Raw genomic sequence first — 26,356 nt, 5'->3', positions numbered from 1 at the left:
GCTGCACCGTCACGCCCCGACACTTGTCCGGGGGCGCGTTCCTCACGCGGGGCCATGGCCCGCGTCCATTTCAAAGCCGGCCAGGCGTTCCGCCTCGACCAGCAAACCCTGCGCCAGCTTCCCGGGCGCCACCGCGACATGGACCACCCGATCCCGGCCGAAGACCGCGCCCAGCGCCTCGCCCGAGAGCGGCGCCAGCACCGGCAATTCCCGGCGGCCCAGCAGGCGCTCCCGCTCGGCCGGGCTGCCGTCGGAGGCCTGGACCACCAGCGCCACCCGCCCGGCGCGGAGCCATTCCAGCACCGCCTCCCGCCCCGCCACGGCCTCACCGCCACGGCGCGCGAAACCGAGGAAATCCTTCACCCGCTGCCGCAGCGCGGAAACGACGAAGGCGCCCAGGTCCGCCGGGACAATGACTTGCCCCCGCGCTGCCCGTGCGAACGCCCCCTGCTTCAACGCCTTGCGAAGAACCCCGTCCTGCGCCGCCAACCATAGGCCCCTGCCCGGCAAACGTCCACCCGGATCGGGGATGAGTTCGCGCGCGGGTCCTATGACGAAGCGGAGCATCGCCTCCTTCGGCAACACCTGCCGCGTGACAATGCAGCGTCGAAGCGGCCCACGCTCACGCGCCACCGCGTCATCGGGCAGGTCGTCTTCCTGTGCAGGCGCGTCAGCCAGGCTGCTCACCCTCCTCGCCGAACCAATGGGCGCGGGCGGCCATGATGACGGCGTTCGCCGTCTCCTCGTCCATCGCGCCCTCGCCGAGGATCTCGATGAGTTCGTCGGAAGCCAGGTCCGCCACGTCATCCAGCGTCTTCACGCCGGCCTCACCCAGCGACACGAGCTGCGCGTTGGTGAAGTAGCCGAGGTCCACGACCCCGTCCTCCACGCCCAGATCGGTGCGCTTCTGCGCCAGCTCGGCGTCCTTCTGTTCCAGGAAGGCCATGGCGCGGCGCTTGAGTTCGGCCGAGATGTTCTCGTCGAAGCCCTCGATGCCGGCCAGCTCCTCGTCGTCCACGTCCACGATCTCCTCGATCGAGCCGTAGCCCTCGGTGACCAGCAGGCCCGCGATGACGTCGTCCACGTCCAGCCCCTCGACGAAGAGGCCGCTGCGCTTGCGGAAATCTTCCTGGCGGCGCTCGCTCTCGCCCGCCTCGGTCAGGATGTCGATGTCGTAGCGGGTGAGCTGCGAGGCCAGGCGCACATTCTGCCCGCGCCGGCCGATGGCGAGCGAAAGCTGCTCATCCGGCACCACCACTTCCACGCGCTTGTCGTCATCGTCCAGCACCACCTTGGACACCTCGGCCGGCGCCATGGCGTTCACGATGAAGGTCGCGATGTCGCTGCTCCAGGGGATGATGTCGATCTTCTCGCCCTGCAACTCCGCCACCACGGCCTGCACGCGGCTGCCGCGCATGCCGACACAGGCGCCGACAGGGTCAATGCTGCTGTCGCGGCTGATCACGGCCATCTTGGCGCGGCTGCCCGGGTCGCGCGCCACGGCCTTGATCTCGATGATGCCGTCGTAGATTTCCGGCACCTCCTGCGCGAACAGCTTCGCCAGGAAGCCCGGATGCGTGCGGCTGAGGAAGATCTGCGGGCCGCGCGGCTCCTCGCGCACGTCGTAGATGTAGGCGCGGACGCGATCGCCGTTCTTGAAGGCCTCGCGCGCGATGCACTCGTCACGCCGCAGCAGCGCCTCGGCCCGGCCGAGGTCCACCATCAGGTTGCCGTACTCGGTGCGCTTGACCGTGCCGTTGATGATCTCGCCGACGCGGTCCTTGTATTCCTCGAACTGCTTCTTCCGCTCCACCTCGCGCACGCGCTGCACGATGACCTGCTTGGCCGTCTGCGCGCCGATGCGGCCGAAGTCGATCGGCGGCAGCGGGTCCACGATGTATTCGCCGACCGCGATGCCGGGCTTGATCTTCTGCGCGATGCGGATGGGCATCTGCGTCTCTTCGTCCTCCAGCGCCTCATCGTCCACGATGAGGGTCCAGCGGGAGAGCTTCACGGCGCCCGTCTTGCGGTCAATCTCGGCGCGGATGTCCTTGTTCTGGCCATAGGTCTGGCGCCCGGCCTTGCCCATGGCCATCTCCATGGCCTCCAGCACCTCCTCGCGCTCGATCATCTTCTCGCGGGCGACGGCGTCGGCCACCTGGAGGAATTCGGGCCGCGGAATGGCGGTGTCGAGGGCCATGGGTGTCAGTTCCTCGTCTCGGGTTGGGAGGCCGCGGTGGCGGCGATGAGTTCGTCGGTCAGCACGAGCTTGGCGCGGCGCATCTGGTCGCGCGGGAGGGTGATTTCCGGGCCCTCGTCCAGGCGCAGGCGGGCGGCTTCGAGGTCGGCACCCAGGATCACGCCGCGGAAGCGCTTGCGGCCCTCGAAGGGCACCAGCATTTCCACGGTGGCGATGTGGCCGGCGTAACGCTCCCAGTCCTTGGTGCGCGTCAGCGGGCGGTCAATGCCGGGGCTGGAGACTTCCAGCATCCATTCGGCCTTGATGGGGTCCGCCACGTCCAGCACGGCGCCGATGGCGTGGCTGATCTCGGTGCAATCCTCGACCGTGAAGGCCGCGCCATCGGCACGGTCCGCCATGATCTGCACGGTGGGGCGTTCCTTGCCGCTGACCTGCACGCGCACGAGCTCATAGCCCATGTGCTCGATGGTCGGCGCCACGAGGTCGGCGATGCGGGCGTCTAGCCCTTCATGGCGGGGTCGTTCGATGGTCAAAAACAAAAAAGGCGGCCCCGGAAGGCCACCCCCCTGATGGTTCAGATGGTGTGAATGGAGGAGATATGCGCTTTTTGGGAGGGGGGTGCAAGGGCGTCCAAGCGGCGGACGCTCAGCTCGCCTGGACATCATATCCGCCCCGCGGATAGGCTAACGACATTAGGCCCCGCAGGCCGCTCGACGGTACTTGCGGGCCAATGGAGATCGGCAATGCAATTGAAAGTAATTGGGCTGGCACGCGATCTTCGCACCTCGACCCCTGTTGTATACGCACAGATGGCAGTCGCTGATTATCTGAATATTGTGGGAAATGAGTTCGAAAATTTTTCTATTCAGCGACGCCGAGAAAGTCACAAAGCCTATCAGAGGCTAAAGTCGGACATTAAAGATGGAGCATTGCTTCCGTCGATAACTCTGGCCGTCAAACCTGATAAAGTATCTACAATTCTTCCTCTTTTTTGCTCAGCCGAACTTAATACTTCGAATTTGGCGTCACTTGAGCTCGCACTTAGTACTCCTGGAAATGTTGATATCCTGGACGGATTACAGCGTACATATATTATGAAGGACCTTGAAAAAGAGGGGCATGTATTTGTTTCTGGACAAAAACTTCTTGTAGAATTTTGGCTGGAATCGGATCTAAAAAAGCTCGTTTATAGGATTATTATTCTTAATGCTGGGCAAAAGCCCATGTCAATTAGACATCAACTTGAGCTTTTATTTATGTCGCTAAAGACATCGGTTGAAAATTCTATTCCAGGCCTTGAGATATACACCGAACGCGACAACACTAGACGACGCCGCGCACGCAAATTCCCTCTGAGTTCCATTGTTTCTGGCTATCAAGCATTCATTACTGCATCATCTGAATTGCAAAAAGATAACGTAATTGCAAATCAGTTGATTTCCAATAGTGCCTTAGATTTATCCGAATCTGAAATCTCGGAACAATTTGGAAAATTCAATCAGTATTTTGCGCTCTACGCCGATCTTGACGAAGAAGTTTCACGCATATATCGGAATAATGTTTTAGGTGATGGAGATTTTGGGGTTGGATTAGAAGGTGATAATGAAGCATCTTCTACTCAAATCAATTACTCAAACTGGCTCGCCACGGAAAATGTGATGATGGCGTTTTTTGCGGCCATTTCTCAGTTTTCGTCGTCTGACTTGCGGTCCCAGCGTGTCGATGCGGCCGTCCGGACTCTTCTGGCGCTCCTTAGAGAATCGCGCGAAGGGTCTGACCCTCTTGGACTGGAGACGTTCGAACGTCTCCGCGCTGGAAATAACCCGCGCAAAGTAAATGTGGGGCTGGCAACACGTCGCTTGTTAACGAACGGTTTTAAAGAATTTTTTCGGGAGTCTGGCGAGTCGGCACTATCAGACTGCTGGACCATTGCGGTTGAGTGAAATCTCATGATTCTCGCAGAGCTTCAAAATCAAGAAATTCTGGCACAATTACCAGTTGTTGATGGGATAAATCCCGTTAATGCAATCGAACTGGCGGAATATTTGTGCATAGACGGTTTTGTCGCCATTCCTGTATTCGATATCTCCAGCGCCATCAGCAAAGAGGTTGATCCGGAAATCGTTGATGAAAGCGGTACAGTCCTGGGAGTTCTTTGTATAACTGGAAAATTAAGCGATCTTGAACCAACAAGTCTCACAAAATGGCAGTACATATCGTATTTAACTGATATAGAAGCGCATCAGGCTGGGAACCCAACAGTATTCAAGAAAAACTACTTTGTCGTTGAGTCGATTTTTCTGCAGAAATATACCGAAAAATATATGAACTTTTCTCATATTTGGGGCGGTTTTTCGCACACAGAAATCCAGGCTCGTCCGTCCCGAGTGCATGAACAGCTTAAAGCAAGACAGGATATTCTGATCCCTACTCGTCATCATGAGGCAACGTTTAGGCGCTACCTGACGGCCTCAAACGGATTCGATAGGTTCCTGAGACTGTACCACAGCTTGGAACTTATGTTTGATTTTGCTTTCTTTAAAAATTTGCAGAAGTTAAACGATGACCTAGACGGCCTCAATGAACTTTCTCGTGCATATGGAAAAAATGAATTCGATAAATTAAAGCAAATTTTAAACGAATTTTGCCATAATCGCGAGGAAATTGCGCAATATTTTTGGCCGATTTCTTCATTTCAAACAAAAGCAGAAGAAGTATTTCAAGATCACACGAGAGAGGGCAATCCTCTTAAAGATAGATGGCAGAAATTTATTAATTTCTGCGCATTACAACAAACGTCTGAGGCTGATTTAATTCAGACGAAATTTATTGGGACAGCCGATGAATATAATAAACTTATCAGTAATATTGCTGCATACTGGATTTATAGAGTCAGATGCTCGATAGCGCACAATAGAATTGGCGAATTTGTATTTGAAGATTCTGATGAAGACTTTATTCTTGAGTTTATGGAGCCGATGATATTAGTTGTATGCACGCAAGTATTCACAAGTCCTAAATTGCGTATCTTGGTTTCAACCTAATTCTGAAGTATTCATCTACCCCACCGGCAACCGCACCAAAAACCGCGCCCCAATCACCTTCCCCTCCGCATCCCTCCTATTCTCCGCCGCAATCCTCCCCCGCAGCCCCTCGATGATCTGCCGGCTGATGGAAAGCCCCAGCCCCGAATGCTGCCCGAACCGCTCCCCCCGCGGGCGTTCGGAATAAAAGCGGTCAAAAATCCCCTCCAGACGCGCCTCCGGAATTCCCGGCCCCTCATCCTCCACAATCACCTCCACCTCCGGCCCCGCCGCGCGCGCGCGCAGCCAGACGCGCCCGCCCTCCGGGCTGAAGCTGACGGCGTTGCCCAGCAGGTTGCGGAACACCTGCACCAGCCGGTCCTCCACCCCCATCGCCACCAGGCGTTCCGGCGCCTCCAGGATCATTTCCGGCTCGCCCTCCTGGCGGATGGTGTTGTGCAGCTCCACCAGCACGGCCAGGATCGGCGCGATGTCCACCGGCTCCGCGATCACGCGCGAAAGCTCCGCATCCACGCGCGAGGAATCCGCGATGTCCGTGATCAGCCGGTCCATCCGCACCGCGTCATTGGCGATGATGCCGAGCAACCTGCGTTGCTGCTCCACATCCTCCACCCGCCGCAGCGTCTCGATGGCGCTGCGCACGCTGGTCAGTGGGTTCTTCAGCTCATGCGCCACATCGGCGGCGAAGCGTTCATTGGCGTCAATCCGCGCCCAGAGCGCGAGGGCCGCCGCCTGCAAATCCCGCGCGAGAATGCCGATCTCGTCCCGCCGCCCCAGCAACTCCTCGGGAACCGAGCCACCGCGGCCCTTGCCCTGCCGCATCTCGGCGGCCGCATCAGCAAGGCGCAGGATCGGGCTTGCCAGGGTCTGCGCCAGGTAGAAGGAGACGGCGACGGTCAGCGCCAACGCCAGCAGGAACAGCCCCAGCACGCTGGCGCGGATTTCCAGAAGCCGCGCATCCACCTCCCGCGCCTCGCGCGTCAGCAGCACGATGCCCACGGCCTGCGCGCCGCGCCGCGCGGGTTCGGCGACACTCACCAGCAGCCGCCCATCCGGCGTGCGGCGGATATAGGGGGTGACGCCGCCTTCGAGCGCCAGCCGCAGTTCCGCCTGGCGTTCGGGGCCGAGGTCGGGCTGCCAGTCGAAGCTCTGCGCGTCCGGCGTCGTGTCCAGCACCACCGGGTTGCGGGAGGCGCTGGGCAGCAGCCCCAGCAGCCATTCATAGACACCCCCCACGCCTTGCGAGAACACGCCGCGCGCAGCGGGCGGCGGCAAGGGCTCGGTGACGACGGCGCCGCCCACGCTTTCGCGCACGCGGCTGTCGGCCACCACCAGGCCCGCCGTGTCGAACAGCCTGGCCTGGGTGTTGGGCGAGGGTTCCACCAGGCGCCGCAGCAGGGGGCGCGCGGTTTCGGGCACCAGCACGGCGCGGTCATCCTGGATGCGGACGGCGGCCTCGCTGATGCCGCCCGCATAGATGCGCGCCTGGGTGCGCATGGCCTCGACCTCGGCGGCCAGCAGCCCGTCCTGGTATTGGTCGAGGTAGAGAAGGGCCACGGCCAGCAGCGCCGGCGGCAGGGCGTTCACCAGCAGGATGCGCCGCAGCAGGGGTGAGCCCCAGGCGCGCCGCCGCCGGATTCGCGGAGCGGCCTCGGGCTTCAGCAGCGGCGCTTCGGGCACAGGCTCAGGCCGCCGCCTGCTGCACGATGGACGGAAGTGCCGCCACCGAGAACAGGTGGGCGTGGATGGCCTCCAGCCAGCCCTTGTCGCGCAGCATGACCAGTTGCTCGCCGGTGAGGGCGTTGAAGGCCTCGCGCTGCACGGCGTGGAAGCCGTCCACGCGCAGGTTGCGCCCGCCCTGTTCGAACTGCACGGCGGCGGGGCCGAGCAGCTTCAGCTCCGCCAGCGCCGCCACGAACTCCTGGGTGCGGAGGAAGCTGCCCTCCACCGCGCGGGTGAATTCGAAGGCGCGGCTGGCCATGGCGGTGGGCTTGCCCTCGGCGTCGAAGAGGGGTTCGCCCTCGGCCTCGGAGAATTGCGGCGCGCCGGGGTCGAGGCAGAGCGCCAGCTCCTCGCTGCCCGGGGCGGTGCGGGCCAGCAGGAAGGGGTAGCGGCGGAGATAGGCCGGCACATAGACGCCATCCCGCCACTGCCCCGCCTCGTTGATGAAGAGGTTGCGGCCCGGCCCGCCGCCCAGGATGGCGAGCGGCATGTGCGGCGCGCCGGTGGCGAAGACCACGCCCATGTGGCGCGCGGCCAGCGGGAATTCCTCCAGCGCCAGCGGCACGGCGGGGATGCCGGCGGCGAAGCCGAAGCCGACGTCGCGCACGCGCCACTGGGCGTGCTGCATCTGGTTCAGGGGCACCAGCCCGCCATAGAGCGGTGGCAGCGGGGAGGCGGCTTCGGACATGGTTCAACCCCTGTTGGCTTCGAATGACACGCGGCTGTCATCTGTGATGGACGAAAGCTTGCGTCCGTAACATCGTCCATCCAGAATGGCACAACGGTACGAAGAAGTGGAGGAAGGCCATGTCCCACCCAGACCCCACAGAGGGTTCAGGCAGGCAGGACGAGACCCAGGTGGCGCAGGACCGGCTTGGCCGTCGCCTCTTCGTCACCCGCGTGGCCTCGGGCGCCGCGCTGCTGCTGGGTGGCCTGGCCGCCGCGCCCGCCCGCGCCCAATACCGCACCGGCATCACCGACAGCGACCCGAATGACAGCCCAGGCTATGGCCGTGGTGGCCGCCCCCGCACCGGCCTGACGGACAGCGACCCGAATGACAGCCCCGGGCGTGGCCGTGGTGGCGGCCGCCCCCGAACGGGCCTGACCGACAGCGACCCCAATGACAGCCCCGGTTATGGCCGCGGTGGCGGACGGCCCCGCACTGGCCTGACCGATTCCGACCCCAATGACAGCCCCGGTTATGGCCGCGGTGGCGGACGCCCCCGCACCGGCCTGACCGATTCCGACCCCAACGACGTCGCTGGCCAGGGCCGCGGCGGCGGGCGCAAGTAATCCGCGCCGCGCATACGGAGCACGAGGAACATGACCGAACGCCTGTCCCGACGCCTGCTGGTGCTCCGCGTCGCCGCGCTGAGCGCCGCCGGCGCCACGCTGGCCGCCTGTGTGCCCGCCCAGCCCGGCCCCGTCTATGTGCAGCCGATGCCCGGCCGCATCCGCACCGGCCTGACCGACGCCGATCCCAATGACGGCGTGGGCTATGGGCGCGGCGGCTATCGCGGCGGCTATTCCGGCAACCGCGTCCGCACCGGCATGACCGACAGCGACCCCAATGACGGCGCCGGCTATGGCCGCGGCGGCTATCGTGGCGGCTACTCCGGCAACCGCGTCCGCACCGGCATGACCGACAGCGACCCCAATGACGGCGCGGGCTACGGGCGCGGCGGGTATCGTGGCGGCTATGGCGGCAACCGCATCCGCACCGGGCTGACCGACAGCGACCCGAGCGACGGCGTGGGCTTCGGCCGCGGGGGCCGCCGCTGGTGAGCCCAGAGGGGATCCAATCGGGGAGCCAAACGGGAAGCCTTCGCCACCCCACCACCGAAACCCTGGGCGAATGGGCCTTCGGCGTCACCTATGGAACGCTGGGCGTCAGCGAGGCGCTGTCCATGCGGGAATCCCGCAACTGGCGCTTCCTGCCCGGCCAGGGCGCCAACCGCTTCGCCGAGGTGCTCTCCACCGCCGCCATTGACGCGCACCTGCGCACCGATGCCGCCCGCACGCCGCGCATCGCCATGGCCGATGAAAGCCAGCGCGGCAGCGCGGGCGTGCCGGCCGAGGAATTCACCCTCGATGACGGCCGCGTGGACCTGCCCCGCCTGCTGGCGCGCTTCGACGCCGGGGCCTCCCTGGTCGTCTCCCAGTTCGACGAGACGCACCCGCCGCTGCAACGCCTCTGCCGGGGGCTGGAGAAGCTGTTCCTCCACGCGGTCCAGGCCAACCTCTACCTCACGCCCCCCGCCGCCCAGGGCTTCCGCACCCATTACGACACGCATGACGTGCTGGTGCTCCAGGTCGAAGGCCGCAAGCGCTGGCGCGTGTGGGATGGCGAGCCCCTGCCCCGCCCCACCCGCCGCACCGGCTGGACCGGCAAGCTCGCGCCCGAGGGCGAACCCCACACCCTGCTGCTGGAACCGGGCGACGCCCTCTATATCCCGCGCGGCGTCTTCCACGATGCGGCGACGGAGCCGGGCGAGACCTCGCTGCACATCACGCTGGGCTTCCTCGAACCCTCCTGGGCCGAGGCACTGCGGCAATTGCTGGACGATGTGGAAGCGACCGACCCCGGTTTGCGCGAATCCGTGCCCACCTGGCGCATCGGGGAGGATGACCTGCACCCCGCCCTCGAAGGCACCCTGGCGCGGCTGGCCGCGCCCGGCCTCGCGGAGCGCCTGCAGAACCTGCTGCTGTCCCACCTGCCGCAGGACCGCCAGCCCCTGCCGGCGCGGGGCCTGATGGACCGCATGCCCGAAGGCCCGCTGCGCCTAGCCGACGGCATGCACCACCATGTGGTGCAGGGCGAGGATGGGGTGGTGGCGCTGCACTGGCCCGGCGGCGTGGACATCCTGACCGCGGAACAGATGGACGACCTGACGGCGCTTGCCGATGGCGCCATCCCGCGGGACCGGGACTTCGCGGCGCATCTCTGGCGGCATGGGATGCTGGAGCGTGATCGCTGAAGGGCCGTAGGCCCGGAAGCGTGAATCACGCGGTCACGTAACGCATGATCGCTGAAGGGCGAAAGCCCGGAAGCGTGAATCACGCGGAAAGGAAAGGGCTGGAGCGAGGTTAGACCTCACCCCAGCCCCAGACATCACGCCAGCTTCGACGCGATCCAGTCCTTCATCTGGCTCTTCGGCATGGCCCCCACCTTCGTGTCCACCGGCTTGCCGTCCTGGAACAGGATCATGGTGGGGATGCCGCGCACCGCATAGGCGCTGGGCGTCTCCGGGTTGTCGTCGATGTTGACCTTCGCGATGGTCAGCTTGCCCTGATACTCCTGGGCGATCTCGTCCAGGATGGGGGCCACCATCCGGCAGGGGCCGCACCATTCGGCCCAGAAATCCACCAGCACGGCACCCTTCGCCTCCAGCACATCCTGCTGGAAGGTCTCGTCGCTCACGGCCTTGGTCAGTTCGCTCATCGGATGTGATCCTTGCACATGGCGCGATAAGTCGGATCACGCCGAGCCGAGGTCAAGCGGTCGGAGCATGCGCGTCCAGCAGGGCTGACGGCAAGGGCATCACGCGCGCGCCATAGGTCCAGACCAGGGCGCACGCCACCTCGCGGCCGGGATAGGCCAGACAAAGCACGGCCCGATAGGCCGCCATCTGCCGCAGATAACCGGCCGGCGCGGCCTCCGGCACCAGGGGCGGCGGGCGGTTCGTCTTGAAGTCCAGGATCAGCACGGTGTCGGGCGTGACGAGCAGACGGTCCACCACGCCCAGGATCAGCCGCTGGCCGATGCGCCCGGCGATGGGTGCCTCCGCCAGGCTGCCGCGCCCGAAGGCGGCGGCGATGTCGGGGTGGGCCAGCACGCCCAGGGCCTCGGCCAGGATCTCCGCCTGCTGCGCGGCATCCAGCCCATGGCCGGGCCGCGCGAGATAGCGCGCCGCCGCCGCCTCGCGCTGCGGCTCCGGCAGTTCGGGCAGGGATTGCAGCAGGGCATGGATCAGGTTGCCGCGGCGGAAGCGCGTGCCCAGCGGGTCGCCGGGGGCGTGCGGGGCGGCGGCGGCGCCCTCCACCTCCTCATCCTCCATGTGCGAGGGCGTGGCGACGCGCACGCCCTCCACCTCCGGCGCGGGGCTGCGCGCCCAGGCGGGCAAGGGGGGCGCATCGGCCGCGGTATTGGCGAGGCGTTCCGCCTGGCGCGCGCCCTCCTGCGGCGTTTCCAGGCGCAACATGGGGCTTTCCAGGAAGCCCGAAGCCTCCGCGCCCCAGGCGCCGGGGTCGAATTGCACCTCCTCCACGCCGGGCAGGCGGCGGAAGCCCTCCAACACCTTGTCATGCCAGCAGGCGGGGGCCTTCTTCTTGCGATACCAGCCGCAGACCAGCAGCCGGTCTTCGGCCCGCGTCAGCGCGACGTAGAGCAGGCGGTTGGCCTCCTCCGCCTCACGCTGGGCCTCGCCCGACTGCGCGGCGGTCCAAAGGGGCGCGGCGAAGCCCGTGCTGCGCGGCGCCCAGAGCGGCAGGTCGTCCTCCGTCCAGCGCAGGCCGGGCCGCACGGGCGGCGCCGAGGCCGTGTCGGGCAGGATGACGATGGGCGCCTGCAACCCCTTGGCGCCATGCACCGTCATCACGCGCACGCGGTCGGCGCTGTTCTCGGGCTCGCGCTTCACCTCGGTGGCGGCGCGGCGCAGCCAGTGCAGGAAGTCTTGCAGGCTGGCCGGGTGGGCGCGTTCATGGGCCAGGGCGGCCGTCAGCAGCTCGTCCAGCGGGTCGGCGGCGTCGGGGCCGAGGCGGGCCAGCAACCGCGCCCGCCCGCCGCGTTCGGACAGGATTTCCGCGACCAGCGCGTGGGGCGGCAAATGGTCCGCCCGCACCGACAGCGCCGCAAACAGATCGGCCGCCGCGCCCACGCGCCCACCCTCGCCCCGCCGCGCCATCAGCCGCGCGTGCAGCGACCCCGTGCGGCCATGGGCGAGCGCGAACAGGTCCTCCTCCTCCAGCCCGAAGATCGGCGATTTCAGCGCCGCCGCCAGTTGCAGGTCGTCCTCCGGCAGCAGGATGGCGTCCAGCGTGGCCAGCACGTCCAGCACGGCCAGCTGCTCCACCAGCACCATGCGGTCCACGCCGCCCACCGGCACGTCCAGCTCCTTCAGCGCGCGGACGAGCTGCGCCAGGAAGGCGTCGCGCTTGCGGACCAGCACCAGGATGTCGCCCGCGCGGATGGGCCGGCCCCCCTCCGCTTCACCTTGGGCGGGGTCGCCCTCATGGCGGGCGGGGAGGTGCTCGTGGTCCAGCATGTGGCGGATACGCCGGGCCAGCACCTGGGCCAGGCGGGAATCGGGGCCGGTCTCGCCCATGGGGGTCTCGGGGACCTCCCATTCCGGGGCTTCCTCGGCGTCGCCGGCCGCCAGCAGGGGCCAGATTTCCACGCAGCCCGCCATGCCGGCGCGGTCGGGATTGTGGCGCAGCGCCTCGCCCTCGCCCACCACGCCCTGGCGGGCGGCGCCATCCGCGAAAACCGCATCCACCAGCGCCAGCACGGGCGGCGCGGAGCGGAAGGAGACGTTCAGCTCCACCCGCCGGAATTCCTGCCCCGCCGCCTCCGCCCGCGCCCCGAAGCGGGTGGCGGCGCGCGGCAGGCCGGTGGCGTCCGCGCCCTGGAAGCCGAAGATGGACTGCTTCACATCGCCCACGGCAAACAAGGTGCGGGGTGCGGCGTTGCTGCCCTCGCCCGTGGTGAATTCGGCGGTCAGCGCGCCGGCGATGCCCCATTGCTCCGGGTTGCTGTCCTGCGCCTCGTCCAGCAGCACATGGTCCAGCCCGCCATCGAGCTTGTAGAGCACCCAGGCCGCCCCCGGATTCTCCAGCAGCGCGCGGGCCGAGGCGATCAGGTCGTCGTAATCCAACCGGCCCACCCGCCGCTTGGCCGCCGCGAAATGGCCGAGCACCGGCCGCCCCAGCGTCAGCGCGGCCATGGTGGCGTCCAGCAGGGCCAGCGCCTGGCGGCGGGTCTCGATCTCGACCAGCCGCTCGCCCTCGGTGGCGAGGGTGGCCTGGATCATGGCCTGGTTCGCGCCGCAGCCCTTGGTGGCGAAGCTTTTCCGCACGGTGCCGTCCTTGGTGAGGAACACCGCCATCCAATCCGCCAGCTTCACCAGCCGCGCGGCGGGGCCGAGCTTCAGATGGGCGCGGATGCCCTCGCCCCGGATCACGTCATTGCCATTGCCGCTCAGCAGCAGCGCGGCGGCCGCGCGGGAGAGGGCGCCGTCATCGCCGCCCGTCGCGGCCTCCATGGCCAGCGCCTCGGCATCGGCATCGGGGGCCAGTTCCAGCCTTGCCGCCAGCCGCAGCCGCAACCCGGCCAGCGTCCCGCCGGAGCCCATGATGGCCTGATCCAGCGCCGCCTCCTCATCCCGCAGGGCACGCAGCAGCGCCTGCATGCCGCGCGCATCGGTCAGCGTGGCCAGGTGCCCGGTGGCGGGGCTGACGGGGAGTTCGGCCTCCCGCGCCTCGGCCATGCGGGCGGCGGCGTCCATCTCCTCCATGACGGCGAAGCCGGGGGCGAGGCCCGCCTCCAGCGGGAAGCCCCGCAGCAGGGATTGGGCGAAGGCGTGCAGTGTGGCGATCCGCATGCCGCCGGGCAGTTCCAGCACGCGGGCGAAGGCGTCGCGCGCGCGCGCCGTCTCGTCGCCGGCGGGGGCACGGCCCAGCAGGTCGGTCAGTTCCGCACGCAGCTTCGCCGCATCGGCCACCGCCCATTCGCCCAGCCGGGCATTGAGGCGCGAGGCCATCTCCGCCGCCGCCGCCTTGGTGAAGGTGAGGCACAACAGGCGTTCGGGCGCCGCCCCCCCCAGCATCAGCCGCAGCAGCCGGTCGGTCAGCAGCTTGGTCTTGCCCGACCCGGCCGAGGCCGTGACGAAGCAGGAGGCCAGCGGATCCGAGGCCGCGCGCTGGCGGGCATTGGCCTCGGCGCGGGCGTCATGAGGGGCGTTCATGGCGCATCCCCCTCGCCCGCCGACCATTCATCGGCGCGCGACAAATGCCGGTAATCCTGCGCGGCGCGGCGGCGCGGGTGCGGGTGGGCGGCGAAGGGGGCCTCGCCGAACAGGAAACGGTCCGCGAGGCGCGCCAGCGCGGCATGCGCGCGCTCGATGGCCTCCGCAATGTCGAGGTCGAGCCGCGTGATCTTGCTCGGCTCCAGGGCCCCGGTCAGGCGCCAGTATTCCAGCGCGGTGACCGGGCCGCCCTCCATCCCCTCGAAGCCGCCGCGCTCCGCGATCAGGGCCTCCAGGGGCAGTTGCGGGAAGTCGCCGCGCTCCACCGCGGTGCCGGAGGGGGTGGTGCCGGTCTTGTAGTCCACCAGGCGCAGGTTGCCGTCCTCGAACAGGTCCAGCCGGTCGGCGCGCGCCTCGAGGCGCAGCACGCCGCCGGGGCGGCGCAATTCCAGCCGCCCCTTCACCTCGGCCAGGCTGCGCGCCAGCACGGGCCGCGCCTCGGCCTCCAGCCGGATCACCTCGGCGCCGATGCGCGCCAGCCGCGGCGCCCAGATGGCCGCGACGGCGGGGCGCGGGGCGGCGCGGGCGAGGGCCTCGGCCATCGCCGCTTCCCACATCTGGCGCGCCATGGCCTCGCCGGGCCAGGAGGCACCGAGCTGCGCCAGGAAGCGGTGCATGGCGGTGTGGACCAGGTTGCCGTAGTCGGCGGCATCGGCCTCCTGCTCCAGCGGCGGCAGGGCGCGCAGGCCCAGCACATGCTTCGCGTGGAAGGCATAGGGGTCCGAAAGCAGCATCTGCACGTCGCTGACCGTGACGCGGTGCGGGCGGGCGCCGAGCGGCGGGCGGGGCTGGGGGCGCTCCTGCGGGCAGGGCCGGCCTGGCGCGTCCAGCAACCGGGCCCAATGCGCCTCGGGGGCGGCGGCCATGGACAGCCCCTGCCCCTTCAGCAGCGTGCCCAGCCGCGTGAGCCAGCGCGCGGGCACCGTCGGGCTGCCGCCGCGCCGCGCCGCGCGTGACAGCACCACCCGCCGCGAGCCCGCGCCGAACTGGAAAAAGTCGGCGGCCACACGGCCGATCCGCAATTCCGGCGAGGGCAGGCCGAATTCGCGCCGCATGGGCCGGCTCATCCAGGGGCCGGGGTCGGCGGCTTGGGGCCAGATGGTCTCGTCGAGCGCGCCCAGCACCACCAGGTCGAAGTCGAGCAGGCGGGCTTCCAGCAGGCCCAAAATCTCCACCTGCGGGTGCAGCGCGGCGCCCGTGCGGCCGCGCGCCACGCGCGCCGCGCGGGTGGTGCCGGCGGCCAGCAGCGCCTCGAACAGGCCGGGCCATTCGGCGGGGGCGATGGGCGGCAGTTCCGCCAGCGCGGGCGGCAGGGCGGCCAGGTGGCGGGCCAAAGCTTCGCCTTCGGCCTGGGCGTAGAGGCGCAGGCCGCCCGGCAGTTCGGGCGTGGTGGCCAGCGCTTCCGCGGCGCGAAGCTGGGTTTCGAGCAACTCGGCCGGTGGGCGCGGCTCGGCCTCCTCCGGCAGGGCGGTGAAGCCGTCGAGGCAGGCTTCCAGCGCGTCCAGCAGCGGCGCGGCTTCCACCAGCCCCAGGGCGCGCAGCCCCGCGAAGCCGGGCGCCGGGGCCGGGCCGCGTAGGGCCCTCGCTTCCAGCCTGCGCGCGGCGTCCAGCAATTCCCCCCGCGCCATCCCCGCCGCGCAGAGCGGGTGCTTGAGCAGGGCCAGCAGCGCCACCGGCCCCATCTCCCCCGCCGCCAGCTTGGCGATGAGGCGCAGGAAGGCGCCGGGGGGCGTGTCGGACAAGGGCTGCCCCGCGCTGTCATCGGCCAGGATGCCGTGGCGCGGCAATTCGGCGGCCACGCGCCGCGCGAGATCCCGGTCCGGCGTCACCAGCGCAGCCCGCGCGCCGGGGGTTTCCAGGGCACCCCGTAGCGCCAGCGCGATGGCCGTCGCCTCATGCTGGGAATCGCCGGCCGAAAGCCGTGTGACACCCGCCAGCGCCTCCGGGCGCAAGCCGGGTTCCAGCCAGGGGGCGAGGTGCCCCGCCGGCAGCAGCGCCGTGCCGAGCAGATGCGCGCGCGGCGTGGCCTCGCCCTCGACCCAGGGCGTCGCATCGGCGAGCGTCGCGCCCATGCGGGCCAGCATGGCGCGCTGCCCCGCGAAGGGGTGGGTGGGGGCGCCGTCCAGCGCATCCAGCGGCAGGGCGGCGGTGGCGGCATCCTCGCCCGTCAGCACCACGAAGCCGCGCGGCAGGCGCGTCGCCACCACGCGCAGCAGGTCGGACGCGGCCGGGATGGTGCCGCCCATGCCGATGCCGGCGGCGATGACGGCGCCCTCGGGGGGCGCCTCCTCCCAGGCGCGGCGCTGGGCGCGCAGCGCCATCACGCGGCGCACCCCCACATCCAGCAGCCCCTGGGCGTGCAGCCAGGACTGCCACTCCACCACCGCGGCGCGGAGGAAGGTGGTGGTGATCTGCCAGTGGCTCGCCAGGTGCTCCGGCGCCAGCCCGTCCAGCTTTTCCAGCCAGCGGTGCTCCAGCAAGGCGGGGTCTTCGGGGAGGGTCTCGGCCTCCTCCAGCGCGATCTCGTCCAGCAGCTTGGCGAGTTCCCCGCCCAACGCCCAGGCGTGCTCGGCGGTGGGGGGGCCGCCGAAGCGCGGCGGCCAGCGCGCGGCGAAGCCCGCCAGCACGGCCTGGCGGCGCAGGGGGTCCACGGCGGGCGGGAGGTCCAGCAAGGCCGGCAGGGCCAGCTCGTCGGCATCCTCGACCGAGAGCCCCGCCAGCGGCCGCAGCCGGGGCAGCAGAAGGGCGGGCGAATCGGCCTCGCGCAGGAAGGCGGCCTGAAGCGCGCGCGCGGCGCGGCGGGTGGGCAGCAGAATGGTGGCGGCGGCCAATTCGTCGCCCACGCCCAGCCGGGCCAGGGCGCCGCGCGCCAGCGCGGGCAGGAAGGGCATGCCGGGGGCGATGGTGAAGAGGCGCATGGGGGCTCCTACCGCCCCGATGCGTCAGGCGCGGACATGGCCGCCAGCCGCCGCTCCGTCCGCGCAAGGTCGGGCGGGGTGGAGAGGTGGAACCACCACCCGTCATGCACCAGGCCAAACAGGCGGCCTGCCGCCAGCGCCCGGTCGAAGCAGCGGTTCAGGCTGAAGCGGCCCTGGGGCTCCGGCGCCACCAGCGCGGGCGCCATCACCTGCACGCCCCCGAACAGATAGGCCGCCTGTTCGTGCTGCGCGGGGCGGCGCAGCCGGCCCCAGGGGTCCATGTGGAAATCGCCGCGCCCCACCTCGCCCTCGATGGTGGAGGTGCGGACCATCAGCAGCAGCGCGTCCATGCGCGCGGGGTCGAAGGCATCGCGCAGCCGTTCCAAGGCGGGGCGCGGGCCGTCCAGCCAGAAGGCATCGCCATTGACCACGGCGAAGGGGGCCTCGCCCAACAGGGGCAGGGCACGGCGGACGCCACCGCCGGTTTCCAGCAGGTCCGGTTCCAGTTGCAGCCGGGTTTGGGGCGGGGTGGCGCGGGCGGAGAGCGCCTCGGCCACCCGCTCGGCCCGCCAATGGGCGTTGACCACCACCTGTTCCACGCCCGCCTCCGCCAGCCGGTCCAGCGCGTGGTCGAGCAGGGAGCGCCCCCGCACCCGCAGCAGCGGCTTGGCGGTGGTGGCCGTCAGTGGCCGCATCCGCGTGCCGAGCCCGGCGGCCAGGACCATCCCGTGCTTCACGGGTTCCCCCGGAGCGCGGGCGGCACATGGGCATCGAGGAAACGCGCCAGCGGGGCCGTGGCAGGGTGGGCGAGCGCCCGGTCCAGCAGCGCCCAGCAGCGCGGGCCGTGCTGGAGGTAGTGCGGCTTGCCATCCCGCCGGTCCAGCCGCACCCAGAGCGCCGCCACGCGCAAATGGCGCTGGGCGGCGCAGGCGGCCATGGCGGCGGCGAAGTCGCCCGCATCCAGTTCCGGCCGGGCCGCCAGGTATTGCCGCAGCGCGGCATCCCTCAGCGCCGGGGCCACGTCCCGCCGCGCATCCTCCACCAGCGAGACGAGGTCATAGGCCGGGTGGCCCGTGGCCGCGTCCTGCACATCAATCAAAGCCATGCCGCGCGGGGTGGGCATGAGGTTGGCCGGGAAATAGTCGCGGTGGACGAAGCCGGCCCCTCCTGCAAAAGGTTCCGCGAAGGGGGCCAGCATCTCGCGAATGGCCGTGTCCAGCCCCGCCCGCACCGCGTCATCGGGCGGGGCGCCGAAGCGGGCGGGCCACCACCACTCGAGGAAGGTGGCCGCGGCCGTGCGCGACATGGCCGCCGCATCCCATGCGGGCAGGCCGGGCGGCGGGGGTGCCGCGGCGGCGCGGGCCAGGCTTTCCACGGCGGCGGCATAAAGCGGGCCGGGGGCCGCGCCCGCATCCAGCGCATCGGCCATGCTGGCGGGGCCGAGATCCTCCACCAGCGCCGTCAGGCCCGGCCGGTCCACCGCCAGCACCTCGGGCGTCGCCACGCCGATGGCGCGCAGATGTTCGGCCACGCGCAGAAAGGCGTCGAGATATTCCGCATCGGGCGTCTGCATCACCAAAGCGGGGCGCGGGCCGCCATGCAGGCGGGTGTAGCGCTTCGAGGCATCGCCGGGCAGCGTTTCGGCGCGCGCGGCGGCGAAGCCGTGCCTTTCCAGGAGGGTCACAGCCTTCCCTCCCAGCCGCGCAGCGTGATGCGGCGGGCGTCCTCGTCCAGCGGTTCCAGGGTGACCTCCAGCGCGGTTTCGGGGGCCAGCGCGCCCAGGCGTTCGGGCCATTCGACCAGCACGATTCCCTCCCGCGCCTCGTCCCAGCCCAGTTCCATCAGCCCCCCGGGCCCGTCCAGCCGATACAGGTCATAGTGGTGCGCCGTGATGCCCCCCGGCAGCGGGTAGGACTGCACCAGGGTGAAGGTGGGGCTGGGCACCTCCAGCGCCGCATCGCCGGACGCCGCGCGCAGGAAGGCGCGGGCCAGCGCCGACTTGCCCGCGCCCAGCGGGCCGCGCAGCAGGATCACGTCGCCAGGCCCTGCCAGGGCGGCCAGGCGGGCGGCCAGGGCCTCGGTCTCGGCCAGGGTTGAAACGATCAAATCCATCCCCCGCATTCTGGCCCCCTGCCCTGCCCTCCGCCAGACTGGACGGGCGCCGCGAAGCCGGGCATCCCAGCGCCATGACCGAGACGATCACCACCGACGTGGCCATCATCGGCGCGGGGCCCGTGGGGCTCTTCGCCGTCTTCGAGTGCGGCATGCTGAAGATGTCCTGCACCGTGATCGACACGCTGGAGGAGATCGGCGGCCAATGCGCCGCCCTCTATCCCGAGAAACCCATCTTCGACATCCCGGCGCACCCCCGCATTGACGGCGCGGCGCTGATCCGCGCGCTGGAGGAACAGGCCGCGCCCTTCTCGCCGCAATACCTGCTGGCCCAGCGGGTCGAGGCGCTGCGGCCGGAGGAAGGCGGCTTCACCCTCACCACCAGCGCGGGCCGCGTGGTGCGCGCCAAGGCCGTGATCCTGGCCGCCGGCGCCGGCGCCTTCGGCCCCAACCGCCCCCCGCTGAACGACCTGCCGGGCTACGAGGCCTCGGGCGCCGTGCGCTACATGGTCACGAAGCGCGAGGAATTCCGCGGCAAGCGCGTCGTCATCGCCGGCGGCGGTGACAGCGCGGTGGACTGGGCGCTTTCGCTGAAGGACGTGGCGGCCAAGGTCATCGTCGTCCATCGCCGCGACAAGTTCCGCGCCGCCCCCGAGACCGCCGCCCAGCTCGCCACCGCCGCCGCGCGCGGCGAGGTGGAGATGGCCATTCCCTACCAGCTTCACGGGCTGGAGGGCGACGGGTCGCGCCTCTCCGCCGTCACGCTCGCCACGCTGAAGGGCGAGGAGAAGCGCGTCGAGGCCGACCACCTGCTGGCCTTCTTCGGCCTGTCCATGGAACTCGGCCCCATCGCGGAATGGGGGCTGGGGCTGGAGCGCAGCCATATCGCGGTCGAACCCGCCACCTGCGCCACCAACATTCCGGGCGTGCACGCCATCGGCGACATCGCGACCTATCCGGGCAAGCTGAAGCTCATTCTCCAAGGCTTTTCCGAGGCCGCCATGGCCGCCCATGCCATCCATCCGCGCGTCTTTCCGGGCGAGGCGCTGCACTTCGAATACTCCACCAGCAAGGGCGTGCCGGCGTGACCGACGCCCGGCTGTATGCGCCCGCCACGGCGCGCAACCGGGAACCCATCGCGGCCGCGCTGCGGGACATGCTGCCGGCCTCGGGCCTGGTGCTGGAAATCGCCTCGGGCAGCGGGGAGCATGCGCTGCACCTGGCCCGCGAATTTCCGGGTCTGCGCTTCCAGCCCACCGACCCCTCGGCCGAGGCGCTGGCCTCCATCGCGGCCTGGCGGGAGGCGGAAGGCCCGGCCAACCTGCTGCCGCCGAACCGCCTGGATGTGCTGGAGGACGCGCCCTTCCCGCCCGCCCAAGCCGTGCTCTGCATCAACATGATCCATATCGCGCCCTGGGCCGCCACGCTGGGGCTGATGCGCCACGCGGCGGCGGCGCTGCCGGCAGGGGCGCCCTTGATCCTGTATGGCCCCTATCTGCGGGCGGGCGTGGAGACGGCGCCGGGCAACAGCGCCTTCGACGCGGACCTGCGGGCGCGCAATCCGGAATGGGGACTCCGCGCGCTGGAGGAGGTGGCCGCCGCCGCCGCGCCGCACTTCGCACCGGAGCGGGTGGTGGAGATGCCGGCCAACAACCTCACCGTGCTGTTCCGCCGCGGCTGAGCGCCCGACACCGCATCTTCACACGCTTTCCCTTGACCGGCGCGGCCCCGTTCTGGAACCGTCCAGGCCGATGATGCGTCAGAACCCCGCCCTGGACTGGGGCCGCGCTTCTTGACCGCGCGGCCGCTGTTCCGCACCTATCCCCGCTGGACCGCCCCTTCGGCGGCCGGCGAGGCCCCTCCATGACGCAGACGACCACACCGAAGAAGAAGCTCTTCCTGCGCAGCTGGGGCTGCCAGATGAATGTCTATGACAGCCACCGCATGGCGGATGTGCTCGCACCCCTGGGCTATGCCCCCGTGGATGCGCCCGAGGCGGCGGACATGGTCATCCTCAACACCTGCCATATCCGCGAGAAGGCGACGGAGAAGCTGTTCTCCGAACTCGGCCGGCTGCGCGTGATGAAGGAGGCCCGCCGCGCGGGTGGCCAGGACATGCTGCTGGCCGTCGCCGGCTGCGTCGCCCAGGCCGAGGGCGCCGAGATCACCGCCCGCGCCCCCTATGTGGACCTGGTGCTGGGCCCGCAGAGCTACCACAAGCTGCCCGAGCTGGTGGCCCGCATCTCCCGCGCCGCCGGTTCCGTGGTGGACACCGAATTCCCCACGGAAGAAAAATTCGACCACCTGCCCGAGGCCAGCGCGCCCCAGGGCGTCACGGCCTTCCTCACCATCCAGGAGGGCTGCGACAAGTTCTGCGCCTTCTGCGTGGTGCCCTACACCCGTGGCGCCGAATATTCCCGCGCGCCCGAGGCGGTGCTGGCCGAGGCGCGGCGCCTCGTGGCCCAAGGTGCGCGCGAGATCACGCTGCTCGGCCAGAATGTGAACGCCTATCACGGGGCCGATGCGGCGGGCGCCGAATGGGGGCTGGCGCGGCTGCTGGAGGCGCTGGCCGCCATCCCGGGCCTGCTCCGGCTCCGCTACACCACCTCCCACCCCCGCGACATGGATGAGGCGCTGATCGCCGCCCACCGCGACATCCCGGCCGTCATGCCCTTCCTGCATTTGCCCATCCAGTCGGGCAGCGACCGGGTTCTGGCCGCCATGAACCGGGGCCACACGGCGGACGACTACCTCCGCCTCGTGGACCGGCTGCGGGAGGCCCGGCCCGACCTCGCCCTCTCCACGGACATCATCGCCGGCCACCCCGGCGAAACCGAGGCCGACCACCAGGCCACGCTCCGCCTGATCGAGCGCGTGGGCTTCGCCCAGGCCTTCAGCTTCAAGTATTCCCCCCGCCCCGGCACGCCGGCCGACGGCGCCGCCGGCCATGTGGACGAAGCCACCAAGGACCGCCGCCTGCAGGAGATCCAGTCCCTGCTGCGCGCCCAGCAGGCCGCCTTCAACGCCTCCAAGGCCGGGCAGATGGTGGACGTGCTGTTCACCGGCCCTGGCCGCCATCCGGGACAATTGTCGGGGCGCACGCCCTGGTTGCAACCGGTGCATGCCATCGCCGGTTTGGAACTTGTGGGCACGGTGCAACCCCTGCGAATCCGCGCGGGACACCCCAATTCCCTCGCGGGCGAACTGGTTTCCCCCCCGCCCAACCAGGAGCAACACGCCGCTTGAGCAACGCCCTCGCGCTCCGCGCCCGCCAGGGTCAACCCCCTGGTCCCCCCTCCTCCGAATCCCGCAGCGTCACGCTGCAATTCGAGGACAACGCCCTGCTGCCGATGCTCTATGGCGAGCACGACAAGCACCTGGCGCGGATCGAAAGCCGATGCGGCGTGCGGCTGGCCTGCCGCGGCAACCGCATCACGCTGAGCGGCACCGCCGAGCGCACGCAGATGGCCGAACAGGTGCTGCGTGGCCTCTGGCGCAGTCTGGAGCGCGGCGGCAGCCTGACCGGCGCCGAGGTCGAGGCCGCCATCCGCATGGCAGAGGGCGAGGCCGAGGCCGACCCCCGCCTGCCGCTCCAGGACATCCCGCAAATCCGCACCCGGCGCGGCGCCATCGCTCCCCGCACCCCGGCCCAGGCCGCCTATATGGAGACCCTCTCCCGCAACGAGATGGTCTTCGGCATCGGCCCCGCCGGCACGGGCAAGACCTATCTCGCCGTGGCGCAGGGCGTGGCGCTGCTGCTGGCGCAGCGGGTGGACCGCATCGTGCTCTCCCGCCCCGCCGTCGAGGCCGGCGAACGCCTGGGCTTCCTGCCCGGCGACATGAAGGAGAAGGTGGACCCCTATCTCCGCCCCCTCTACGACGCCCTGCACGACATGCTGCCGGCCGAGCAGGTGGCCCGCCGCATCGCCGCCGGCGAGATCGAGATCGCCCCGCTCGCCTTCATGCGGGGCCGCACGCTGGCCCATTCCTTCGCCATCCTGGACGAGGCGCAGAACACCACCCCCGCCCAGATGAAGATGTTCCTGACGCGCATGGGCGAAGGCACCCGCATGGCCATCACCGGCGACCCCACCCAGGTGGACCTGCCGCCGGGGATGAAATCCGGACTGGTCGAGGCCATTTCCATCTTGCGTGGGGTGCCCGGAATAGGCTTCACCCATTTCGACGAGAAGGACGTGGTGCGGCACCCCCTCGTGGGGCGCATCGTCGCGGCCTATGGTGCAATGGAGGCGCAGCGCGGCGGCAACATGCCCCGCAGTGGCGCCGGGAAGGATGTGGATGGAACCGGGAAGTAGCCTGCCCGGCGGTGCGGAACTCGCCGCCGGGCTCGCCGATGTGGATGTGGTGCTGGGCGCGCCGGGCTGGCGTGCCGCCTTGCCCCGTGCGGAGGCCTTGGCCCGCCGTGCCGTCACGGCCACTTTGGCCGACCAGGGCGCCAATGGCCACCTGACCCTGCTGCTGACCGATGACGCCGAGATCCGGCGGCTCAACACCGGCTTCCGCGGCAAGGAGAAGGCCACCAACGTCCTCTCCTTTCCTGCCCCCTATGGCAGCCTGACGCTGGGCGATGTGGCCCTGGCGCTCGGTGTCGTGCGGCGGGAGGCGCTGGCCGAGGGCCGCGCGGTCCAGGACCATTTCCTCCACCTCATCGTGCACGGGACGCTGCATTTGCTCGGCCATGACCACCTTTCGGCCGGGGAGGCCATGCTGATGGAACGCGCCGAGGCGCGCATCCTGCGGCGGCTGGGCGTCGCCAACCCCTGGCGCACGCGCTGGCGGGGGGCCGCGTGATGGCGAGCGACGGCCAACAACCCGAGCTGATCCGCCGCATCCGCGGCCTGTTCAACCGCCGCGCCGCCGACAGCCTGCGCGACCGCGTCGAGGAACTCATCGGCGCGCCGGCCGATTCCGGCGGCGCCCCCGATGCCCGCGCGCTGGACCGGCACGAGCGCGCCCTGCTGTCCAACGTGCTGAAGCTGCGCGGCGCCACGGCCAATGACGTGATGGTGCCGCGCGCGGACATCATCGCCCTGCCCGTGGGCCTCACCTTCGGCCAGGCCATGGCCGCCATCCAGCGCGAGGGCCACAGCCGCTACCCGGTCTACCAGGGCCACCTGGATGACGTGCTGGGCATGGTCCACATCAAGGATATCATCGCCGCCATGGGGCGCGAGGGGGATTTCACCCTGCGCTCCGTGCTGCGGAAACCCCTCTTCGTCGTGCCCTCCATGCCCGTGCTCGACCTGCTGCTGCGCATGCGGCAGGAGCGGATGCACCTGGCCCTGGTGGTGGACGAATATGGCGGCATTGATGGCCTCGTCACCATCGAGGACGTGGTCGAGACCATCGTGGGCGACATCGCCGACGAGCATGACGAGGACGGCGCGCCGCAGATCATCGAGCGTGGCGAGGGCGTCTATGAACTCGACGCCCGCACCCCCATCGAGGATTTCGAGGAAAAGCTGGGCGAGGTGCTGACGTCCGAGGAACGCGGCAGCGACATAGATACGGTGGGCGGCCTCGTCTTCACCCTGGCCGAGCGCGTGCCAGCGCGGGGCGAGATCTTCTCCCACCCCTCGGGCCTGGAATTCCGGGTGCTGGAGGCCGATGCACGGCGCATCCGCCGGCTGCGCGTGCGGCGGCCGGCGGCCGGTGCCGCCCGAAGCGCGGCGGAGTAAGAGGGCGCGGCGGAGTAAAGGCCGGACGGCAAGGAACGCGGCGGAGTAGGCGCCGCGTATCCACCGCCCGGTTTTCCGGGCATAAGCCGCGCCATGCGGAATTTCCTGAACGCGCGTCCGGGCCTCGCCTCCCTGCTGCTCGGCGCCGCCTCGGCCCTCGCGCTGCCGCCCTTGCACCTGTTGCCGGTGCTGCTGCTGACCTTCCCCACCTTCCTGGCTGTGCTGGCACGGGCCGGGGGGGCGCGGCAGGCGCTGTGGTGGGGGGCGCTGTTCGGCTTCGGGCACCATGTGGCCGGCCTCTATTGGCTGACGCACGCGCTGTTCACGGACCTCGCCACCTGGTTCTGGCTGGTGCCTTTCGCGGCGCCCGGGGTGGCGCTGCCGCTCGCGGCCTTCATGGCGCTGCCGGCCTGGGCGGCGTGGCGGGCGGGGCGGGGAAGGCCGGGCGTGGGCTGGCCCGCCGTGCTGGTCTTCGCCGCCGCCTGGACGGCGTCCGAAATGCTGCGCGGCTTCCTCTTCACCGGCTTCCCCTGGAACCTGCTGGGCACCGCCTGGGCCTTCCACGAAATCCCGCTGCAACCGGCCGCCTTTGTGGGGGTGCATGGGCTTTCCTTGCTGACGGCCCTGCTGGCCGCCCTGCCCGCGCTGGGCTGGCGGGTGGCGACGCCGCTGCTGCTCTCGGGCCTGGCCCTTTGGGGCAGCGGGGGCGCCTGGGTGCTGCGCCAGCCCGCGCCGGAGGACAGCGCCGCCCGGCTGGTGCTGGTGCAGGGCAACATTCCGCAGGATCTCAAATGGGAGGAGACGCAGCGCCTCGCCATTTTCCAAAGATACCTCCAGTTGACCCGCGAAGGCACCGCCGAGGCCGCGCAGGCCGCCCCGGAAGCGCCCATCCTGGCCATCTGGCCCGAGACGGCGAGCCCTTTCCTGCTGGCCCAGGACCCGGACGCCCAGCGCCTCGCGGCCTCGGTGCTGCCGGAGCGGGGGGTGCTGCTGGCCGGAACGGTGCGCGCCGAATGGTCGCCCGAGGGGCGCGTCGCGCGGCTGTGGAACAGCCTGGTCAGCCTGGACGCCGCCGGCACCATGGGCCCCGCTTATGACAAGTCGCATCTGGTGCCCTTCGGCGAATACATGCCGCTGCGGGGGCTGATTCCCATCCGCGTGGTGACGGGCGGGGTGGACTTCACCGCCGGGCCTGGGCGGCAAACCCTTGAACTTCCTGGGATTCCGGGCTTCAGCCCCTTGATCTGCTATGAGGTGATCTTCCCCGGACGGGTGACGGGGCCGACCCGCCCCGGCTGGCTGCTGAACATCACCAATGATGCCTGGTTCGGCCATTCCGCCGGCCCCTACCAGCATCTGGCCGCCAGCCGCCTGCGCGCGGTGGAGGAGGGCCTGCCCCTGGTGCGCGCCGCGCAGACCGGCATTTCGATTGTCTATGACGCCTTGGGCCGCGAGCGCGCGCGGATCGGACTGGGCGAGACGGGCTTCGCCATCGCCCCCTTGCCCGGCGCCGCTGCCCCCACGCCCTTCAGCCGCTGGGGTCTCTGGGTGCCGCTCGGCGCCTTGCTATGCGTGGGCATATTGGGTATGGCGCTGCAGCGACGCCGGCCCGATTGACGCAACCAGAGCGTTCATTTTT

General features: G+C 69.5%; 23 protein-coding genes. 12 read left to right on the top strand and 11 right to left on the bottom strand.

Annotation, left to right across the window (positions count from 1 at the left end):
* Positions 1-42: 42 nt before the first annotated feature.
* The 3 genes from GGQ83_RS05560 to rimP are packed head-to-tail and all read right to left on the bottom strand — an operon-like array spanning position 43 to position 2,733.
* Positions 43-687 (bottom strand): RNA-binding protein, encoded by a 645-nt coding sequence (locus GGQ83_RS05560; protein WP_340643616.1) that lies wholly within the window; start codon positions 685-687, stop codon positions 43-45.
* Positions 671-2,200: a transcription termination factor NusA gene (gene nusA, locus GGQ83_RS05555; RefSeq protein WP_184382664.1), complete on the bottom strand. Its 1,530-nt coding sequence runs from the start codon at positions 2,198-2,200 to the stop codon at positions 671-673. The genes GGQ83_RS05560 and nusA overlap by 17 nt, the downstream gene beginning before the upstream one ends.
* A gap of 5 nt (positions 2,201-2,205) precedes the next feature.
* Positions 2,206-2,733 (bottom strand): ribosome maturation factor RimP, encoded by a 528-nt coding sequence (gene rimP / locus GGQ83_RS05550; RefSeq protein ID WP_242535001.1) that lies wholly within the window; start codon positions 2,731-2,733, stop codon positions 2,206-2,208.
* Between the two features lie 210 nt (positions 2,734-2,943).
* Here rimP and GGQ83_RS05545 point away from each other — a divergent pair, with 210 nt between their 5' ends.
* Both GGQ83_RS05545 and GGQ83_RS05540 read left to right on the top strand, forming a co-directional pair.
* Positions 2,944-4,143: a hypothetical protein gene (locus GGQ83_RS05545; protein ID WP_207018073.1), complete on the top strand. Its 1,200-nt coding sequence runs from the start codon at positions 2,944-2,946 to the stop codon at positions 4,141-4,143.
* A 6-nt stretch (positions 4,144-4,149) separates the two neighbouring features.
* Positions 4,150-5,244, top strand: a complete 1,095-nt coding sequence (locus GGQ83_RS05540) for a hypothetical protein (RefSeq protein ID WP_184382661.1) — start codon at positions 4,150-4,152, stop codon at positions 5,242-5,244.
* Between the two features lie 15 nt (positions 5,245-5,259).
* On the opposite strand, the gene GGQ83_RS05535 is transcribed toward GGQ83_RS05540, so the two are convergent.
* A complete protein-coding gene (locus GGQ83_RS05535; protein WP_311727316.1) occupies positions 5,260-6,924 on the bottom strand; it encodes a stimulus-sensing domain-containing protein in 1,665 nt (554 codons plus the stop codon).
* Between the two features lie 4 nt (positions 6,925-6,928).
* A complete protein-coding gene (locus GGQ83_RS05530) occupies positions 6,929-7,654 on the bottom strand; it encodes a SapC family protein (RefSeq protein WP_184382659.1) in 726 nt (241 codons plus the stop codon).
* Positions 7,655-7,773: 119 nt separating this feature from the next.
* Here GGQ83_RS05530 and GGQ83_RS05525 point away from each other — a divergent pair, with 119 nt between their 5' ends.
* From GGQ83_RS05525 to GGQ83_RS05515, 3 genes are read left to right on the top strand one after another with little or no spacing between them, the layout of a single operon-like run.
* A complete protein-coding gene (locus tag GGQ83_RS05525) occupies positions 7,774-8,259 on the top strand; it encodes a hypothetical protein (protein ID WP_184382657.1) in 486 nt (161 codons plus the stop codon).
* A gap of 30 nt (positions 8,260-8,289) precedes the next feature.
* Complete coding sequence (locus GGQ83_RS05520) at positions 8,290-8,751, top strand: hypothetical protein (protein WP_184382655.1); 462 nt, start codon at positions 8,290-8,292, stop codon at positions 8,749-8,751.
* Complete coding sequence (locus tag GGQ83_RS05515) at positions 8,748-9,944, top strand: cupin domain-containing protein (RefSeq protein WP_184382653.1); 1,197 nt, start codon at positions 8,748-8,750, stop codon at positions 9,942-9,944. Before GGQ83_RS05520 ends, GGQ83_RS05515 begins: the two co-directional genes overlap by 4 nt.
* Positions 9,945-10,078: 134 nt before the next feature.
* Here the strand turns inward: GGQ83_RS05515 and trxA are convergent, their stop codons facing one another.
* From trxA to tsaE, 6 genes are read right to left on the bottom strand one after another with little or no spacing between them, the layout of a single operon-like run.
* On the bottom strand, positions 10,079-10,408 hold the full coding sequence (gene trxA / locus GGQ83_RS05510; protein WP_184382651.1) for a thioredoxin TrxA: 330 nt from the start codon (positions 10,406-10,408) through the stop codon (positions 10,079-10,081).
* A 52-nt stretch (positions 10,409-10,460) separates the two neighbouring features.
* The gene (gene addA, locus GGQ83_RS05505; protein WP_184382649.1) at positions 10,461-13,928 is read right to left on the bottom strand and encodes a double-strand break repair helicase AddA; all 3,468 of its coding nucleotides are present in this window, start codon (positions 13,926-13,928) and stop codon (positions 10,461-10,463) included.
* Complete coding sequence (locus tag GGQ83_RS05500; protein ID WP_184382647.1) at positions 13,925-16,906, bottom strand: PD-(D/E)XK nuclease family protein; 2,982 nt, start codon at positions 16,904-16,906, stop codon at positions 13,925-13,927. The genes addA and GGQ83_RS05500 overlap by 4 nt, the downstream gene beginning before the upstream one ends.
* 8 nt (positions 16,907-16,914) lie before the next feature.
* Entirely contained in the window at positions 16,915-17,631 is a 717-nt protein-coding gene (locus tag GGQ83_RS05495) for a nucleotidyltransferase family protein (protein WP_184382646.1), read from the bottom strand.
* Positions 17,632-17,639: 8 nt separating this feature from the next.
* Positions 17,640-18,590 carry an aminoglycoside phosphotransferase family protein gene (locus GGQ83_RS05490; protein WP_311727309.1) on the bottom strand — a complete coding sequence of 317 codons (951 nt, stop codon included), beginning with the start codon at positions 18,588-18,590 and terminating at the stop codon, positions 17,640-17,642.
* The gene (tsaE, locus tag GGQ83_RS05485; RefSeq protein ID WP_375781506.1) at positions 18,587-19,018 is read right to left on the bottom strand and encodes a tRNA (adenosine(37)-N6)-threonylcarbamoyltransferase complex ATPase subunit type 1 TsaE; all 432 of its coding nucleotides are present in this window, start codon (positions 19,016-19,018) and stop codon (positions 18,587-18,589) included. The genes GGQ83_RS05490 and tsaE overlap by 4 nt, the downstream gene beginning before the upstream one ends.
* A gap of 74 nt (positions 19,019-19,092) precedes the next feature.
* Between tsaE and GGQ83_RS05480 the strand changes: the two genes are divergently transcribed.
* From GGQ83_RS05480 to lnt, 7 genes are all read left to right on the top strand, one after another.
* Positions 19,093-20,106: an NAD(P)/FAD-dependent oxidoreductase gene (locus GGQ83_RS05480; protein WP_184382640.1), complete on the top strand. Its 1,014-nt coding sequence runs from the start codon at positions 19,093-19,095 to the stop codon at positions 20,104-20,106.
* Positions 20,103-20,699 carry a DUF938 domain-containing protein gene (locus tag GGQ83_RS05475; protein ID WP_184382639.1) on the top strand — a complete coding sequence of 199 codons (597 nt, stop codon included), beginning with the start codon at positions 20,103-20,105 and terminating at the stop codon, positions 20,697-20,699. Before GGQ83_RS05480 ends, GGQ83_RS05475 begins: the two co-directional genes overlap by 4 nt.
* A gap of 182 nt (positions 20,700-20,881) precedes the next feature.
* Positions 20,882-22,264, top strand: a complete 1,383-nt coding sequence (gene miaB, locus GGQ83_RS05470; protein ID WP_184382637.1) for a tRNA (N6-isopentenyl adenosine(37)-C2)-methylthiotransferase MiaB — start codon at positions 20,882-20,884, stop codon at positions 22,262-22,264.
* A gap of 104 nt (positions 22,265-22,368) precedes the next feature.
* Positions 22,369-23,334, top strand: a complete 966-nt coding sequence (locus GGQ83_RS05465) for a PhoH family protein (protein ID WP_184382961.1) — start codon at positions 22,369-22,371, stop codon at positions 23,332-23,334.
* Complete coding sequence (gene ybeY / locus GGQ83_RS05460) at positions 23,318-23,830, top strand: rRNA maturation RNase YbeY (RefSeq protein WP_184382636.1); 513 nt, start codon at positions 23,318-23,320, stop codon at positions 23,828-23,830. The genes GGQ83_RS05465 and ybeY overlap by 17 nt, the downstream gene beginning before the upstream one ends.
* Complete coding sequence (locus tag GGQ83_RS05455; protein WP_184382634.1) at positions 23,830-24,717, top strand: hemolysin family protein; 888 nt, start codon at positions 23,830-23,832, stop codon at positions 24,715-24,717. Before ybeY ends, GGQ83_RS05455 begins: the two co-directional genes overlap by 1 nt.
* A 93-nt stretch (positions 24,718-24,810) precedes the next feature.
* Positions 24,811-26,334, top strand: a complete 1,524-nt coding sequence (gene lnt, locus GGQ83_RS05450; RefSeq protein WP_184382632.1) for an apolipoprotein N-acyltransferase — start codon at positions 24,811-24,813, stop codon at positions 26,332-26,334.
* Positions 26,335-26,356: the final 22 nt, after the last annotated feature.

It is taken from the genome of Roseococcus suduntuyensis (assembly GCF_014196305.1).
Classification (GTDB): Bacteria; Pseudomonadota; Alphaproteobacteria; order Acetobacterales; family Acetobacteraceae; genus Roseococcus; species Roseococcus suduntuyensis.
This window is presented reverse-complemented; position numbering and strand designations above follow the sequence as displayed.

Bases quoted from the DNA above. Each gene is read 5' to 3' on its own strand.
- nusA (WP_184382664.1), bottom strand. From the start codon at position 2,200: ATGGCCCTCGACACCGCCATTCCGCGGCCCGAATTCCTCCAGGTGGCC.
- GGQ83_RS05545 (WP_207018073.1), top strand. From the start codon at position 2,944: ATGCAATTGAAAGTAATTGGGCTGGCACGCGATCTTCGCACCTCGACC.
- GGQ83_RS05540 (WP_184382661.1), top strand. From the start codon at position 4,150: ATGATTCTCGCAGAGCTTCAAAATCAAGAAATTCTGGCACAATTACCA.
- GGQ83_RS05530 (WP_184382659.1), bottom strand. From the start codon at position 7,654: ATGTCCGAAGCCGCCTCCCCGCTGCCACCGCTCTATGGCGGGCTGGTG.
- GGQ83_RS05525 (WP_184382657.1), top strand. From the start codon at position 7,774: ATGTCCCACCCAGACCCCACAGAGGGTTCAGGCAGGCAGGACGAGACC.
- GGQ83_RS05520 (WP_184382655.1), top strand. From the start codon at position 8,290: ATGACCGAACGCCTGTCCCGACGCCTGCTGGTGCTCCGCGTCGCCGCG.
- trxA (WP_184382651.1), bottom strand. From the start codon at position 10,408: ATGAGCGAACTGACCAAGGCCGTGAGCGACGAGACCTTCCAGCAGGAT.
- addA (WP_184382649.1), bottom strand. From the start codon at position 13,928: ATGAACGCCCCTCATGACGCCCGCGCCGAGGCCAATGCCCGCCAGCGC.
- GGQ83_RS05500 (WP_184382647.1), bottom strand. From the start codon at position 16,906: ATGCGCCTCTTCACCATCGCCCCCGGCATGCCCTTCCTGCCCGCGCTG.
- GGQ83_RS05495 (WP_184382646.1), bottom strand. From the start codon at position 17,631: ATGGTCCTGGCCGCCGGGCTCGGCACGCGGATGCGGCCACTGACGGCC.
- tsaE (WP_375781506.1), bottom strand. From the start codon at position 19,018: ATGGATTTGATCGTTTCAACCCTGGCCGAGACCGAGGCCCTGGCCGCC.
- GGQ83_RS05480 (WP_184382640.1), top strand. From the start codon at position 19,093: ATGACCGAGACGATCACCACCGACGTGGCCATCATCGGCGCGGGGCCC.
- miaB (WP_184382637.1), top strand. From the start codon at position 20,882: ATGACGCAGACGACCACACCGAAGAAGAAGCTCTTCCTGCGCAGCTGG.
- GGQ83_RS05465 (WP_184382961.1), top strand. From the start codon at position 22,369: ATGCTCTATGGCGAGCACGACAAGCACCTGGCGCGGATCGAAAGCCGA.
- ybeY (WP_184382636.1), top strand. From the start codon at position 23,318: ATGGAACCGGGAAGTAGCCTGCCCGGCGGTGCGGAACTCGCCGCCGGG.
- GGQ83_RS05455 (WP_184382634.1), top strand. From the start codon at position 23,830: ATGGCGAGCGACGGCCAACAACCCGAGCTGATCCGCCGCATCCGCGGC.
- lnt (WP_184382632.1), top strand. From the start codon at position 24,811: ATGCGGAATTTCCTGAACGCGCGTCCGGGCCTCGCCTCCCTGCTGCTC.